This window comes from Streptomyces sp. iso_384 (assembly GCF_056172905.1).
Map to the genome: position 1 here is coordinate 3,351,050 of NZ_JBWBTT010000001.1, position 13,467 is coordinate 3,364,516.

The 13,467-nt window shown below is 73.2% G+C and carries 12 protein-coding genes; 4 read left to right on the plus strand and 8 right to left on the minus strand.

Annotated elements, in window-relative coordinates; translation table 11 throughout:
- Window positions 1-221: 221 nt before the first annotated feature.
- From AC0VY3_RS14885 to AC0VY3_RS14900, 4 genes are all read left to right on the plus strand, one after another.
- Entirely contained in the window at window positions 222-1,736 is a 1,515-nt protein-coding gene (locus AC0VY3_RS14885) for an MFS transporter (protein ID WP_475549766.1), read from the plus strand.
- The gene (locus AC0VY3_RS14890; RefSeq protein WP_475549767.1) at window positions 1,720-2,349 is read left to right on the plus strand and encodes a TetR/AcrR family transcriptional regulator; all 630 of its coding nucleotides are present in this window, start codon (window positions 1,720-1,722) and stop codon (window positions 2,347-2,349) included. The genes AC0VY3_RS14885 and AC0VY3_RS14890 overlap by 17 nt, the downstream gene beginning before the upstream one ends.
- 45 nt (window positions 2,350-2,394) lie before the next feature.
- Window positions 2,395-2,829, plus strand: coding sequence for an ester cyclase (locus AC0VY3_RS14895; RefSeq protein WP_475549768.1), 435 nt, complete (start codon window positions 2,395-2,397; stop codon window positions 2,827-2,829).
- 61 nt (window positions 2,830-2,890) lie between these two features.
- The gene (locus AC0VY3_RS14900; protein WP_475549769.1) at window positions 2,891-3,565 is read left to right on the plus strand and encodes a HEAT repeat domain-containing protein; all 675 of its coding nucleotides are present in this window, start codon (window positions 2,891-2,893) and stop codon (window positions 3,563-3,565) included.
- 36 nt (window positions 3,566-3,601) lie between these two features.
- Here the strand turns inward: AC0VY3_RS14900 and AC0VY3_RS14905 are convergent, their stop codons facing one another.
- From AC0VY3_RS14905 to AC0VY3_RS14940, 8 genes are all read right to left on the minus strand, one after another.
- Window positions 3,602-4,510, minus strand: a complete 909-nt coding sequence (locus AC0VY3_RS14905) for a class I SAM-dependent methyltransferase (protein WP_103511263.1) — start codon at window positions 4,508-4,510, stop codon at window positions 3,602-3,604.
- A gap of 25 nt (window positions 4,511-4,535) precedes the next feature.
- The gene (locus AC0VY3_RS14910; RefSeq protein WP_103511264.1) at window positions 4,536-5,636 is read right to left on the minus strand and encodes an NAD(P)-dependent alcohol dehydrogenase; all 1,101 of its coding nucleotides are present in this window, start codon (window positions 5,634-5,636) and stop codon (window positions 4,536-4,538) included.
- Entirely contained in the window at window positions 5,633-7,042 is a 1,410-nt protein-coding gene (locus tag AC0VY3_RS14915) for an aldehyde dehydrogenase family protein (RefSeq protein ID WP_475549770.1), read from the minus strand. Before AC0VY3_RS14915 ends, AC0VY3_RS14910 begins: the two co-directional genes overlap by 4 nt.
- 8 nt (window positions 7,043-7,050) lie before the next feature.
- Window positions 7,051-7,803 carry a (5-formylfuran-3-yl)methyl phosphate synthase gene (locus tag AC0VY3_RS14920; protein WP_103511266.1) on the minus strand — a complete coding sequence of 251 codons (753 nt, stop codon included), beginning with the start codon at window positions 7,801-7,803 and terminating at the stop codon, window positions 7,051-7,053.
- A 221-nt stretch (window positions 7,804-8,024) separates the two neighbouring features.
- Window positions 8,025-8,738, minus strand: a complete 714-nt coding sequence (araD, locus tag AC0VY3_RS14925) for an L-ribulose-5-phosphate 4-epimerase AraD (RefSeq protein ID WP_103511267.1) — start codon at window positions 8,736-8,738, stop codon at window positions 8,025-8,027.
- 50 nt (window positions 8,739-8,788) lie between these two features.
- A complete protein-coding gene (gene araA / locus AC0VY3_RS14930) occupies window positions 8,789-10,303 on the minus strand; it encodes an L-arabinose isomerase (RefSeq protein ID WP_103511268.1) in 1,515 nt (504 codons plus the stop codon).
- A gap of 55 nt (window positions 10,304-10,358) precedes the next feature.
- On the minus strand, window positions 10,359-12,071 hold the full coding sequence (gene araB, locus AC0VY3_RS14935) for a ribulokinase (protein WP_475549771.1): 1,713 nt from the start codon (window positions 12,069-12,071) through the stop codon (window positions 10,359-10,361).
- A 139-nt stretch (window positions 12,072-12,210) separates the two neighbouring features.
- The gene (locus AC0VY3_RS14940) at window positions 12,211-13,257 is read right to left on the minus strand and encodes a LacI family DNA-binding transcriptional regulator (RefSeq protein WP_475549772.1); all 1,047 of its coding nucleotides are present in this window, start codon (window positions 13,255-13,257) and stop codon (window positions 12,211-12,213) included.
- Window positions 13,258-13,467: the final 210 nt, after the last annotated feature.

Here is a 13,467-nt window from a genome sequence, read left to right on the forward strand (position 1 = left end):
GGAGCATGTCGTGACTGCAGCGTCGCCCCCGCCCCCGACCGGCGCCCCGCCGGGTGCGGCCGGTCACCCCCCTGCGCCGGCCGATCCTGGTGGTGCTGTGCCTGAGCCTGCTGATCGTGGGGCTCGACGTCACCGTGCTGAACGTCGCCCTGCCCACACTGATCAACGAACTCGGCTCTTCCACCAGCGAGTTGCAGTAGCTGGTCGACATCTACAGCCTCATGGCGGCCGGGCTGATGCTCTTCGCCGGCAGCCTCGCCGACCGCTACGGCCGCAAGCCGGTCTTCCTCTCGGGCCTGGTCCTCTTCACCGGCGCCTCCGCCGTCGCCGCGTTCGCCGGCAGCACCACCGAGCTCATGATCGCCCGCGGGGTCATGGGGGTCGGCGAAGCGCTGATCATGCCCGCGACGCTCTCCATCATCGGCGTCGTCTTCGCCGACCCCAAGGAGCGGATGAAGGCGATCGGCCTCTGGTCCGCGATGATCGGCGTCGGCCTGGCCATGGGCCCGCTGGTCGGCGGCTGGCTGCTCGGGCAGTTCTGGTGGGGTTCCGTCTTCCTGATCAACGTACCCATCGGCGTCCTCGCCCTGGCCGCCGCGCTCAAGACGGTCCCGAACTCCAGGGCGGCCGTCGCCCGACGGCTGGACCTGCCGGGCGCCCTGCTGTCCGTGCTGGGCGTCGGTATCCTTCTCCGGGCGATCATCGAGGGCCCGTCCAAGGGCTGGACCAGCGCGCCGGTACTGACCGCCTTCGCCGTCGCGGTGCTCCTCCTGATCGCCTTCGTCACCCGCGAGCACACCGCGAAGGAACCGATGCTGCCGCTCGGGATCTTCGCCTACCGGCGGCTGGCCGTCGGCAACATCCTGGTCTTCCTCGGACTGCTCTCCCTGCTCGGGGCGCTGTTCGTGATCGTCCAGTACCTGCAGTTCGTCCTCGGCTACGACGCGGGGGAGACCGGGCTGCGCATCGCACCCACCGCCCTGATCATCCTGCTCGCCGCCCCGCTGGCGTCCGTACTCCGCCAGAAGGTGGGAACCCGCTGGCTGGCGGCGACCGGCCTCGCGTTCGCCGTGGTCTCGCTGCTGATCCTCGCCACCACCGGCGACGGCGACGGCTACGGCCGGGCGCTGGCCGCGATGCTCTTCCTCGGCTTCGGGGCCGGGTTCATCATCGGCCCGACCAGCGACGCGATCGTCGGTTACCTCCCCGAGGACGACCTCGGCGTCGGCTCCGCCACCAGCAGCGCGTCCGTGCAACTGGGCGCGGCTCTCGGGGTGGCGGTCCTCGGCAGCCTGCTGGCCGGCACCTACCGCGGTGAGGTGACGGACAGCGGCGTCGCCACCGGTCTCCCGGACACGGCCCTGGACGCCGCGGGCGACTCCCTCGGCGGCGCCCTCGCCGTCGCCCGGGAGCTGCCGGGCGAGGCGGGGGAGGCGTTCGCCGAACTGGCACGGTCCGCCTTCGTCTCCGGGATGGCGCCCTCGATGTTCACCGGCGCCGCCGTGGCCGCCGTCGGCATCGTCGTCTCGGTGCTGCTCTTCCCCAAGGGCAAGGCCGGTGACGCGGGCCCCGCGAAGCTGCCGGAGCAGTCCGACGCCCCGGCCGTGACCGGGCCGATGATCCGCGGCTCCATGCCTGACAGGACGTGGAACGGGCCCGGCCCCGGGGCACGGCCCGGCACCCGGACCGTCCCCGGAGAGGGTGGCCTACGCTCACACCATGTCCACGCCGCATGAGAAGGTGCGCCGCCCCGGCGGCCGCACCCCAGGAGGAGAGCCACGCCGACGGGCGGACGCGGAGCGCAGCATCGCGTCCATCGTCGCCGCCGCGCTCGAATGCTTCCGCAAGGACCCCAACGTCAGCCTGTCCGCGGTCGCCGGCGCGGCCGGGGTGAGCCGGGTCACGCTGTACGCGCACTTCCCGTCCCGCGAGGACCTGCTCGACGCCGTGCTGGAGCACTCCGTCGAGCAGGCCGACGCCGCGCTGGGGGCCCATGTGCTCGACGAGGGGCCGGCCGACGAGGCCTTCTCGCTGCTCGTCCGGTCCAGCTGGCGGATCCTCGAACAGCATGCGTTCCTGCTCGCCGCGTCCGAGGGCGTCATCGCCCCGGCCCGGCGCCGCAGGCACCACGAGAAGGTCCTCGCCCGGGTGGAGCGGGTCCTGGTCCGTGGCCAGGAGGAGGGCGTGTTCCGCACGGACCTCCCGCTGTCCTGGCTGGTGACCACCTTCTACAGCCTGTTGCACGCCGCGGCGGCCGAGGCCGACGCACGGCACCTCAAGGTCAAGGACGTCCCCGACATCCTCGACAGCACCCTGTCGTCGATGTTGCGGACGCCCGCATCATCCTGACGCTCCGTAGAGACGGGGCGTCCCGTCCCGAAACCGGAGCAGCCCATGCACGCCAACGAACAGCTCGTCCGCGCCTGCCTCGCCGCGATCAGCGAGGCGGACGCGGAAGGCCGGCTCGCGTCCTACACCGACGACGCCGTCTCACGGGACGTGCCCCTCGACTCCGTCTGGAGCGGCCGGGCCGAACTGGAAGCGGGGGTACGCTCCTGGCTGGCCGCGATCCCCGAGACCCGGATGGCGGTACGGTCCGTCTTCGCCGACGACCGGTCGGGAGTCTGCGAGTGGACCATGTCGGGCACGCTGGAGGGCGTCCTCGACGGGCTGCCCGAGCAACTCGCCGCCCTGGCCAAGGGCAAGCACTTCACGATGCGAGGCGCGACCGTGTACCGGTTCTCGGCGGACGGCCGCATCCAGGAGGAGCCCCTCTACTGGGACCTGGCCGGTGTGCTCGGCCAGTTCGGCCTGCTGCCCCGCCTCTGACCGGGGCCGGGGACCGCGGCGGCCCTGCCGCATCGACAAGGTTTCTCACTACACGCAGGAGATGGTCCCGATCGACACGAACGGAACCCCGCACCACGTCCGCCTGGCCGGCGCCCTGAGCGCCGAGGACCCGTCGGTCCGGCTCAAGGCCGCCATGGCGATCGGCTCGGCCCCCGACCCCGCACTCCTGGAGACGCTGGTCGAGCGGTGCGGGGTCGAACCCGACCTCTTCGTACGGGACACCCTGTCCTGGGCGCTGATGCGTTACGCGCCCGGGGTCACCCTGCCCCGGATCCGCCGGGAGCTCGACTCCGCGTCCGCCCAGGCCCGCAGCCAGGCGATGCACACGCTCTCCAAGATCGGCGACAAGGCCGCGTGGGACTGGATCACGCGCGACATGCTGCACGACGCCGACGACGAGACCGCCCGGACCGCGTGGCGCGTCGCGGTCTCCCTCGTACCCGAAGCCGAGGAGAAGTGGCTGACCGCCGAACTCGTCAAGGAGCTCGGCCGCGGCAACCGCATTCTGCGGATGAGCCTGAGCCGGGCCCTGGTCGACCTAGGCGACGTGGTCGAGCCCGCCCTGGAGAATGCCGCGGCCGGCCCCGACCCGGTGGTGGCCGAGCACGCCGCCGCCACCCAACAGCTCCTGCGGAGCAGGCGGGCCGACCTCGAAGCCGCCGCAGAGCGGGCGAAGCGCGTAGCGGCACCCGCCGAGGGCGCCATGGAGCGCTGACCGGCGCTCCGCCCGCCGTGCAGGACGCGCCGACGGCTACCGCTGGGTCCGGCTCGCGAACACCCAGCGGTTGCCCGCCAGCGCGTCGTTCGGCTCGGGCAGCGGGCCGCGCCCGTGCAGACGGGTGAAGTCGAACGGCGTGCGGACCGAGGTGGACCAGCCGTGGTCCGTCAGCCGCCCCGCCGAGTCGGGCCGCGGCTCCAGGTCGAACAGCTCCAGCAGGTCGATGCCGATCTGCTGTTTCGTGGCGGTGTAGAGCGGGCTGTCGCGGTACGCCAACAGGTCCTTCTCCAGCTTGACCTCGAAGGCCAGCGCGCTGCCCGCGGCGCTCAGCCGGTCCACCGTGTCGATGAGATACGTCTCTGCGGCGGGCGGCAGATAGAACAGCAGCCCCTCGACCAGCCAGATGCTCGGCGCGGCCGGATCGAAGCCCGCGCCGGGCAGGGCGCCGGCCCAGTCGTCGCGCAGATCCATCGGGACCGGTACCCGGGCCGCCTTCGACGTGGCCGAAAGGCCGTCGAGCACCTGGTGCTTGAACGCCAGGACCTCCTCGCGGTCGACCTCGAAGATCACGCAGCCGGGAGGCCAGTCCAGCCGGAACGCACGGGAGTCCAGCCCCGCCCCGAGCAGGACCACCTGGCGGGCGTTCCCCGCGTGCGCCGACCGCAGGAGGAAGTCGTCGAGGACCCGCGTCCGCAGCCCGAAGTACCGCGCGAACCTTCCCCACAGCGGATTCGTGTCCCCGTCCGGGACCTCCCGGGGGTGGACCGGCCAGCCCGTGGACGCCGGTGCCGCGCGCACGAAGTGCTCCGCGTAGGCGTCCCGCGCCAGGCTGTCGGGGCGATGTGTCTCGATGGCCCGCGCCGCGGCGACCAGCAGAGCGGTCACCCCGACCCCTCCTGCCACGCCCTCCACACCGGTGTTCCGGTGCGCCGTGTCGACCATGTGCACTCCCTCGGTGTCGGTGAATTCATGGGCCCGCCCACGGAACGAGGACCGGTTTCACCACGCGGCCCAGGTCGCAGTCGCGTTCTGCCTCGTTGATGTCGGCGAGCGGATACGTACGGATCAGCTGGTCGAAGGGGAAGAGACCGGCCTCCCACAGCCCGGTCAGCCGGGGGATCAGCAGGGCCGGCACCGCGTCGCCCTCGCAGATGTGGAAGATCGTCCGGCCCCGGTCCAGCGTCCCCGGTTCGAGCGGCAGCGCGGTGTGCAGCCGGGCCACCAGCCCGAGACGGCCGGTCGGACGCAGCGCCCGGAGCGCGTCGTTGATCAGCCGGGCGGACCCCGTGGTGTCGAGGGCGAAGCGCGCGCCGCCGCCGGTCAGTCGCCGGATCCGGCCGGGCAGATCGGCCGAAGCGGCGTGCAGCGCGGTGGCGTTCAGCTTCTCGGCGAGCGCCAGCCGTTCGGCGTTGAGGTCCACCGCCACGGCGGCGGCCCCGGACGCGGTGGCCGCCATCACCGCCGCCAGCCCCACCGCTCCGGCGCCGAGCACCACGACGGTGTCGCCGGGGCCGGCGCCGAAGGAGTTGAGGACCGCCCCCGCGCCGGTGAGGAAGCCGCAGCCGAGCGGCCCGAGCAGTTCGAGGGGGAGCGAGGCGTCGACCCGTACGGCATTACGGGCCGGGACCATCGCGTACTCGGCGAACGAGGACTGGCCGAACCACCGGGGCGCCAGCGCGCCACCGGCCGCGTCGGTGAACCGGGACGCGTGCTCGGCGCGGCCGCCGAAGAGGTTGAGCGCGGCGAACCGGTCGCAGTAGGCGGGCGCCGCGCCCAGGCAGCTTCGGCAGTGTCCGCAGGAGTCGAAGCTCAGCACCACATGGTCGCCCGGGCTCAGACCGGTGTCCGGGCCGCCCGTCTCCACCACCACGCCGGAGCCTTCGTGGCCCAGCACCGCGGGCAGCGGTGAGCGGCCCGCCGAGCGCCGGACGGCGAGATCGGTCCGGCACATGCCGCAGCCCGCGATCCGGACCAGGATCTCCCCGGCGGCCGGACCCGCGTCCAGCATCACCTCCTCGACGGCGAACGGACCCTCGTACGAGCGCAGTACCGCCGCGCCGAATCTCATCCTCCGGCCTCCCTCGCACCGTGCACGACGAACGGTCTGAGGTTCCCGTACAGCCCCCACGGTCCGCCCGCGACGCCGACACCGCTCTCCTTGATCCCGGCGAAGGGCTGGGCGAGGGAGAGTTCGGCGTGGTGGTTGATCCACGCCGTCCCGCACTCCAGCCGGCCGGCCACCGCCTCCGCCCGGTCCAGGTCGGTCCCCCACACCGAGCCGCCGAGACCGAAACGGGTGGCGTTGGCCGCCCCGACGGCCTCGTCGAGACTCCCGTACGGCAGCACCGGCAGGACCGGACCGAACTGCTCCTCCGTCACCACCGGGCTGTCGGGCGGCACATCGGCCAGCACGGTCGGGGCGTGGAAGTAGCCCGGCCGGTCCAGCCGGTGACCGCCCGCCACGGCCCGGGCCCCGTCCGCCAGCGCACGTGCCGTGTACTGCTCCACCCGGGCCAGCTGGGCGGCGTTGTTGAGCGGCCCCAGCTCCGTACCCGGGTCGAGACCGGCGCCCACCACCACGGACTTCGCACGTTCCGCGAGGGCCTCGACCACCCGGGAGTGGAGCCGGGCCGGGGCGTAGACGCGCTTGACCGCCATGCAGACCTGACCGCAGTTGCGGAACGCCGCCCAGAACAGCCGGTCCGCGATCCGCTCCACCTCCACGTCGTCCAGCAGGATCGCGGCGTCGTTGCCGCCCAGCTCCAGGGTGACCCGGGCCAGACCGGGCGCCGCGCCCGCCGCGACGGCCCGCCCGGTGGGGACCGAACCGGTGAAGGTGACATGACGGATCCCCGGGTGCGCCGCGAGGCGGGCGCCGAGGGGCTCATGACCGGTGACGATGCTCAGCACGCCCTCGGGGAGCGCGGCGGACAGGACGGAGCCCAGCAGCCGGGTGGCCAGCGGTGTGCAGGGCGAGGGCTTGAGCACCACCGTGTTGCCCGCGGCGAGCGCGGGCGCGAACTTCGCCGACGCCAGCTGGAGCGGAAAGTTCCACGGGACGATGGCGGCGACGGGCCCGAGCGGCCGCCAGCGGATCTCGCTGTGCCCGGGCCGGCCGTCCGCGATCGTACGGGTCTCGGGGGCCGATGCGGCGAAGTGGCGCAGGCGGGCCGCCGTGCGGGCGACCTCCGCGTACGACTCCTGCAGCGGTTTCCCCTGCTCACGGGTGAGCAGGGGAGCGAGCCGGGACCCGGCCGCCTCCACGGCGTCGGCCGCCGCCAGCAGCGCGGTGGAGCGGGCGGCCGGGTCGGCCCGCCAGCCCGGCCAGGCCTCGTGGGCCCGGCCGACCACCGCGTCCAGCTCCTCCGCCCGCTGGTCGGGAGCCTCGTCGAAGTCCTCGCCCGTCGACGGATCGAGGACGGTGAAGTGCCCACCGCGGGACGCCGGTCCCGGACGGGGCCGATGCGGGGCCATGCGGGCGGTCAGCTCGCGGCCGGGGCGGCCGCGTGCTCCCGGGCGTGCCGGTCCATCTCCGCCCGGAAGGCGGCCACCAGCCGGGGCTGGATGCGCCCGGAGTTGCGGTCGCCGCCCTCGCAGACCGCCCCGCGCACGCCCACGATGTCCGTCCCGATCCGGGTCAGCGTGGCGAGATCCTCCGCCTTCACGCTGCCCGCGAGGGCGGCGAGCAGACCGGCCTCGTGGGCCAGCCGGACGAATTCCCCGCACGCTTCCGGCGGCACATGGTCGAACAGCCGGGTGCCGTCCTTGATCGCGGTGTCCAGCATGGCCGCGTCGGAGCCCGAGCGGCGGGCGATGTCGGGCAGCGCCAGCGGGCTGACGCAGCCGATCCGATGGGCGTCGGCGTAGCCCGATGCGACGACGAACGCGTCCGGCCGGAAGTCCTTCACGGCCCGCACGACTCCGCGCATGACCTCGATGGCCTGGTCGGGCGTCGTGCATCCGTAAAGGCCGACCTTGATGTACGTGGCCCCGGAGACGGCGGCCCCGAGCGCCGCCTGAGCCACCGTGCCGGGCTTGTACGGCACGTCTCCGACGGTGGCGGAGACCGGCTTGTCGGCGGGGACCGCTCCGCGGATCTCCCTGATGACCCAGGGGAAGTTCGCGCCGAGCGAGCCCTCGTCGGGCTTCTTGACATCGACGATGTCAAGGTGTTCCGCCGCCTTCGCGCACGCGAGGGCCTCCTCGACACCGTCCGGGGAGATGAGAAGCAGCAACGTGGATTCCTTCCACCGCGGGTCCACCCACCGAACGGCGGGTGCGCGGATGCGTCGGGATCTTGTGCGGTCGGCTCATCCTCGCCGCGTCACGTGGCCCCCCGGCAGGGCGCGCGGGATGGCGAACGGGGCACTGCGCGGGCCCGCTCACGCCCCCGCGCCGCGCCGTTCACCTTGTGTTCCCCTTGACCGGGCCCGCCGGGAGAATCCGGGAGCCGGGCTCACACAGCTCCAGGGTTGCCGTAGTAGGCCCCCGCCCCGTGTTTACGGGTGAAGTGGCGGTCCAACAGGTGCTGAGGCGGTGGCACGGCCCCCAGGGACAGCGTGTGCAGCGCCATCTCCGCGACGGCCTCGCAGATGACGGCGTGCTCCAGCGAGGCATGGGCGTCCGCGCCCCAGGTGAAGGGACCGTGGTGGGCCACGAGGGCGGCCGGCACGGTCCTGGCCCGCTCGTCGTCACCTCCGAGCAGCTCCACGATGACCTCTCCGGTGTTGAACTCGTAGTCCACCGCGCACTGTTCGGCACTGAGCGGCTCGGTGACCGGTACCGGGCCGTCGAAGGTGTCCGCGTGCGTGGTGCCGAGCACCGGGATCGGGCGGCGGGCCTGCGCGAAGGCCACGGCGTGCGGGGAGTGGGTGTGGGTGATCCCGCCCACGGAGGGGAAGGCCCGGTAGAGGCTGCGGTGCGTCTCGGTGTCCGTCGAGGGGCGCAGGTCGCCCTCGACGACCCGGCCGTCCTCCAGCGCGACGACGACGAGATGGTCCTCGCCGAGCCGGTCGTAGGGGACTCCCGAGGGCTTGATGACGAACACGCCGGCCTCCCGGTCCACCCCGCTCACATTGCCCCAGGTCAGGGTCGCCAGGCCCGACCGGGGGATACGCAGGTTGGCGGAGAGGACCTCGCCGCGCAGCGACGCGAAAGCGGAGCGGGACATGGCGGGGCCTCCTGGCGGGGGTGGGGACGGAGCCGTTCGGGCGAGGCTGCTCACAGGGCTTCGGCCAGCCGGTGGTAGGCCTGGTTCCAGCGGAGCTCCTGGGCGAAGCGGCGTACGGTGGTGTCCGCGTCGATGAAGGCGAGTTCCACGGCGAGCATGTCGGCCAGGTCCTCGAACTCCTCGCGGCCCAGGGCCGTGGTGAGGACCGTGTGGTGCGGCGCGCCCGCGGTCAGCCACGCCTCGGTCGAGGTGCGCAGGTCGGGTTCGGGGCGCCAGACCGCACGGGCCACGGGCAGCAGGGGCAGCGGTTCGGGCGGTCCCACGACATCGATGCGGTTGGCGACCAGCCGGAAGCGCGACCCCATGTCGGCCAGCCCGATGACGACTCCGGGGGCGGGGGCCGCGTCGAACACGAGGCGGACCGGGTCCTCGCGTCCGCCGATGCTCAGCGGGTGGATCTCGCAGGAGGGCGTCGTCGAGGCGAGGGACGGGCACACCTCCAGCATGTGGGCCCCGAGGACGAGACCGCGCTCCGGGGCGAGGTCGTAGGTGTAGTCCTCCATGAAGGAGGTGCCTCCCGGCAGCCCGTGTGCCATGGCCTTCGTGGCGCGCAGCAGTGCCGAGGTCTTCCAGTCGCCCTCGCCGCCGAAGCCGTAGCCGTCGGCCATGAGGCGCTGGACGGCCAGACCGGGCAACTGCCGCAGGCCGCCCAGGTCTTCGAAGTTGGTGGTGAAGGCGCTGAAGCCGCCGGCGGTGAGAAAGCCGCGCAGTCCGGCCTCGATCCGGGCCGCGTACCGCAGCGACGCGTGGCGTTCTCCGCCGGGGCGCAGCTCGGGAGCCAGCGCGTAGCTGTCCGCGTACTCCTCGGTGAGCGCCAGGACGGCGTCGTCGCCGACGGCGTCCACGGCTGCCACCAACTCGTTGACGGCATAGGTGTTGACGGACGTGCCGAACCTGAACTGCGCCTCGACCTTGTCCCCTTCGGTGACCGCGACATCGCGCATGTTGTCCCCGAAGCGGGCGAGGCGCAGGCGCGCGAACTCGGCCCGGCCGACGGCGGCACGCGTCCAGGCGGCGATGCGGTGGGCCACGTCCGGTGAGGAGACATGTCCCGTGACGGTCTTGCGGGCGACGCCGAGACGGGACTGGATGTGGCCGAACTCGCGGTCACCGTGGGCCGCTTGGTTCAGATTCATGAAGTCCATGTCGATCGTGGACCAGGGGAGCCCGCGGTTGGCCTGGGTGTGGAGGTGCAGGAGGGGCTTCCGCAGGGAGCCGAGGCCGCCGATCCACATCTTGGCCGGGGAGAAGGTGTGCATCCAGGCGATGGCGCCGATGCAGCGGTCGTCCGCCTCGGCGTCCAGACACATCCGGCGGATCGCGTCCGCCTCCGTCAGAACGGGCTTCCACACGATCCGCGCGGCCGCTCCGGCAGCGGCATCGGCGGCCACCGTCTCGCATATCTGCTGCGACTGGGCGGCCACTTGGGCGAGGGTCTCCTCGCCGTAGAGCGATTGACTGCCCGTCAGGAACCACACTTCGCTGTCGGTGGGGACGAGGGGCATGGCGGGTACTCCTTTGTCGTGGTGCGGGTGCGGCGGACTGCGCGGCGCGCCGGGGTCAGGGGGCGGACCGGTGGGCCCTGGCCCGGTTGCGGAGCCTGCGCAGCCGGTGCAGCAGGAGGTCGTCGCCGGTGCCGAAGTGGTCGTGCAGCGCGCGGTATTCGGCGAACAGTTCGTCGTAGACGTCGGCGTTGTCCGGGTCGGGGAGATACGCGTTCCGCTCGACGCCGCCCATGCGGGTGGCGGCCGTCCGTACGTCCGGGTACGCCCCGGCCGCCACCGCCGCATGGATCGCCGAACCGAGCGCAGGGCCCTGGTCGGAGGTGGCGAGCGACACGGGGCGGCGCAGGACGTCGGCGTAGATCCGCATGAGCAGCGGGTTCTTCTTGAGCCCGCCCGCCGCGATGAACTCCGTCACGGGCACCCCGTGCCGCTCCAGGGCCTCGACGATGACGCGGGTGCCGAAGGCGGTCGCCTCCAGGAGGGCGCGGTAGACGTCCTCGGGGCGGGTGTCGAGCGTGAGGCCCACCAGCACACCGGAGAGATGGTGGTCGACGAGCGTGGAGCGGTTGCCGTTCATCCAGTCCAGCGCGACCAGCCCGTGCGCCCCGACCGGCTGCTCGGCGCTGAGCCGGGACAGCTGCTCGTGCAGGTCCTCACCGGCGGCCTCGGCGGCGGCGCGGTAGTCGTCGGGCACGCCCTGCCGCAGCCACCAGGCGAAGATGTCGCCCACCCCGCTCTGCCCCGCCTCGTAGCCGTACGCGCCCGCCACGATGCCTCCGTCGACCACACCGCAGACACCGGGTACGTCGGCCAACTCGTCGCTGTTGACGACATGGCAGGTGGAGGTGCCCATGATGGCGAGCAGATGGCCGTTCTCCACCGCCCCGGCCGCGGGGGCCGTGACGTGGGCGTCGACGTTGCCCACCGCGACCGGGGTTCCCGGCCTGAGCCCGGTCAGGGCGGCCGCTTCGGCGGTCACGGTTCCGGCGCACGAGCCGAGCGGGAGCAGCGGGTGTTCGAGCCGGGTGGCGGGGAAGTCGGCGAAGTCCGGGTGGAGCCCGGCGAGATACGCGGGCGAGGGGTAGGCGCCGTCCTGGTGGATGCCCTTGTAGCCCGCGGTGCAGGAGTTGCGCGACTCGGCGCCGGTCAGCTGCCAGACGATCCAGTCGGCCGCCTCGATCCAGCGGGCGCAGGCGGCGTACACCCGCGGATCCTCTTCGAGCACCTGGAGGGCCTTCGCGTACTGCCACTCCGCGGAGATCCGGCCGCCGTAGCGCCTGATCCAGGGCTCGCCCCGCCGGTGCGCCAGGGCGTTGATGCGGTCGGCCTGGTCCTGGGCGGCGTGGTGCTTCCAGAGCTTCGGCCACGCGTGGGGCCGGTCCGCCCAGGCGGGCTGCTCGGCCAGCGGGACGCCGTCCGCCGTGGTCGGCAGCACCGTGCAGGCGGTGAAGTCGGTGCCGATGCCGATGACCTGGGCGGGATCGACACCCGCCGCCGCGAGCGCTTCCGGTACGGCGGTACGCAGCGCCTCCCGCCAGTCACGCGGATCCTGGAGCGCCCAGTCGGGGGGCAGGGGGGTGTCCGAGCCCGGCAGGCTCCGGTCGATGACGCCGTTGCGGTAGGTGTGCACGGCGGATCCGAGTTCCGCACCGTCGTGGACGCGCACCACCACGGCGCGTGCCGAGAGGGTGCCGAAGTCGACGCCGATCGCGCAGGCGTCGGGCCCACGGTCGTCAGGGCTGCCGGGAGGATCGGGCTGTGGGGTCACGAGCGAGACTCTCTGCTGCGGGAGTGGGTGCGGGGGAGCGCCGCCGCCCCTGATTGTTAGCGCTAACAATCACTTCGGGCAAGAGGGTGCGCCGTTTCGTGTACCGCGGACGTGCCCGGACGGGCTCCCGGTGGCCGGCTCAGGCGCCGTCCTGCGAGCGGGTGCTCGCGCGGACGATGAGCTGCGGCTCCACCACGATGTGCTCGACGCCCGCCGCGGTGCCCTCGATGTGCTCCAGCAGCAGTTGGATGCTCCGGCGGCCGATGGCCGTGAAGTCCTGGCGCACGGTGGTCAGCGGGGGCGGGAAGAACCCCGCCTCCGGAATGTCGTCGAAACCCGCGACGGCCACCTGCCGCGGGGTGCGGATCCCCGCCTCCCGCAGGGCGCGCAGCACTCCGAGCGCCATCTGGTCGTTGGCGACGAAGGCCGCCGTGACCGGGGCCGAGCCGCGCCGGGCCAGGGTCAGTCCCGCCAGTTCCTGCCCCGCGTGGTAGCCGGACAGGGGGCTCCAGTCGCCCCGCAGTACGCGCGGCGGGTGGATCCCGTGCTCCTCCAGGACGGCCCGCCAGCCCTCGGTGCGCGCGGCGCTCTCCAGCCAGTCCTCGGGGCCGGCCACGTGCCAGACGGTCTCGTGACCGGCGGCGAGGAGGTGCTCGGTGACGAGCCGGGCGCCCAGCTCCTGGTCGAGGGAGACGCCCGGGACGTCGAGCCCGTGGCTGCCCTCCACGGTGACCACGGGAAAGGGCGGGGTCAGCCGCGCGAGGGCGGCCACGCTCGAACGCTGGGGGGTGATGACGACGGCGCCCTCGACGCCCCAGGCCGCCAGATGGTCCAGGGCGTCCTCCAGGGCATGGCCGCCGCCGCTGCGCAGGGTGACGGTCGAGACCAGGTAGCCCTCGTCGCGCGCGGCTTCCTGGAGTCCGGCGAGCGTGCTCGCGGGGCCGTAGAGCGTCGGGTCGACCGCGATGACGCCGAGGGTGCGTGAACGCCGGGTGACCAGGGCGCGGGCCGCGGAGTTGCGGCGGTAGCCGAGCCGTTCGATCGCGGCCGTCACCTGATCCCGGGTGGTGGCCCGGACGTTGGGGTGACCGCTGAGCACGCGGGAGACGGTCTGGTGGGAGACCCCGGCCTCCCGGGCGACATCCGCCATCGTCGGTGGGCGGACGGCCTCGGTGGGGCGGGTCATGCCTTGCTTCCTCCGGACGACGGCCGCGGCCCGGCCGCGGGGTGCTCCGCGAGGGCGACGGGCCCGCCTCGAATTCGAGAAACAGCTTAACGCCTCTTGCCCCCGACATGTGTGAGCGCTAACAATCCAGTGGCTGGTGAGCGGTTCTCCTGTCGACGGCGCCCGCGTCGCGACAGCGGGCGCCCTCCGGCTGTCGCCCCTGCCTCCAGA

Excerpts from the sequence above, each read along its gene's own strand:
- AC0VY3_RS14910 (WP_103511264.1), bottom strand. The coding sequence starts at position 5,636 with ATGAGATTCGGCGCGGCGGTACTGCGCTCGTACGAGGGTCCGTTCGCC.
- AC0VY3_RS14895 (WP_475549768.1), top strand. The coding sequence starts at position 2,395 with ATGCACGCCAACGAACAGCTCGTCCGCGCCTGCCTCGCCGCGATCAGC.
- AC0VY3_RS14915 (WP_475549770.1), bottom strand. The coding sequence starts at position 7,042 with ATGGCCCCGCATCGGCCCCGTCCGGGACCGGCGTCCCGCGGTGGGCAC.
- araD (WP_103511267.1), bottom strand. The coding sequence starts at position 8,738 with ATGTCCCGCTCCGCTTTCGCGTCGCTGCGCGGCGAGGTCCTCTCCGCC.
- AC0VY3_RS14905 (WP_103511263.1), bottom strand. The coding sequence starts at position 4,510 with ATGGTCGACACGGCGCACCGGAACACCGGTGTGGAGGGCGTGGCAGGA.
- AC0VY3_RS14900 (WP_475549769.1), top strand. The coding sequence starts at position 2,891 with ATGGTCCCGATCGACACGAACGGAACCCCGCACCACGTCCGCCTGGCC.
- araA (WP_103511268.1), bottom strand. The coding sequence starts at position 10,303 with ATGCCCCTCGTCCCCACCGACAGCGAAGTGTGGTTCCTGACGGGCAGT.
- AC0VY3_RS14885 (WP_475549766.1), top strand. The coding sequence starts at position 222 with ATGGCGGCCGGGCTGATGCTCTTCGCCGGCAGCCTCGCCGACCGCTAC.
- AC0VY3_RS14940 (WP_475549772.1), bottom strand. The coding sequence starts at position 13,257 with ATGACCCGCCCCACCGAGGCCGTCCGCCCACCGACGATGGCGGATGTC.
- AC0VY3_RS14890 (WP_475549767.1), top strand. The coding sequence starts at position 1,720 with ATGTCCACGCCGCATGAGAAGGTGCGCCGCCCCGGCGGCCGCACCCCA.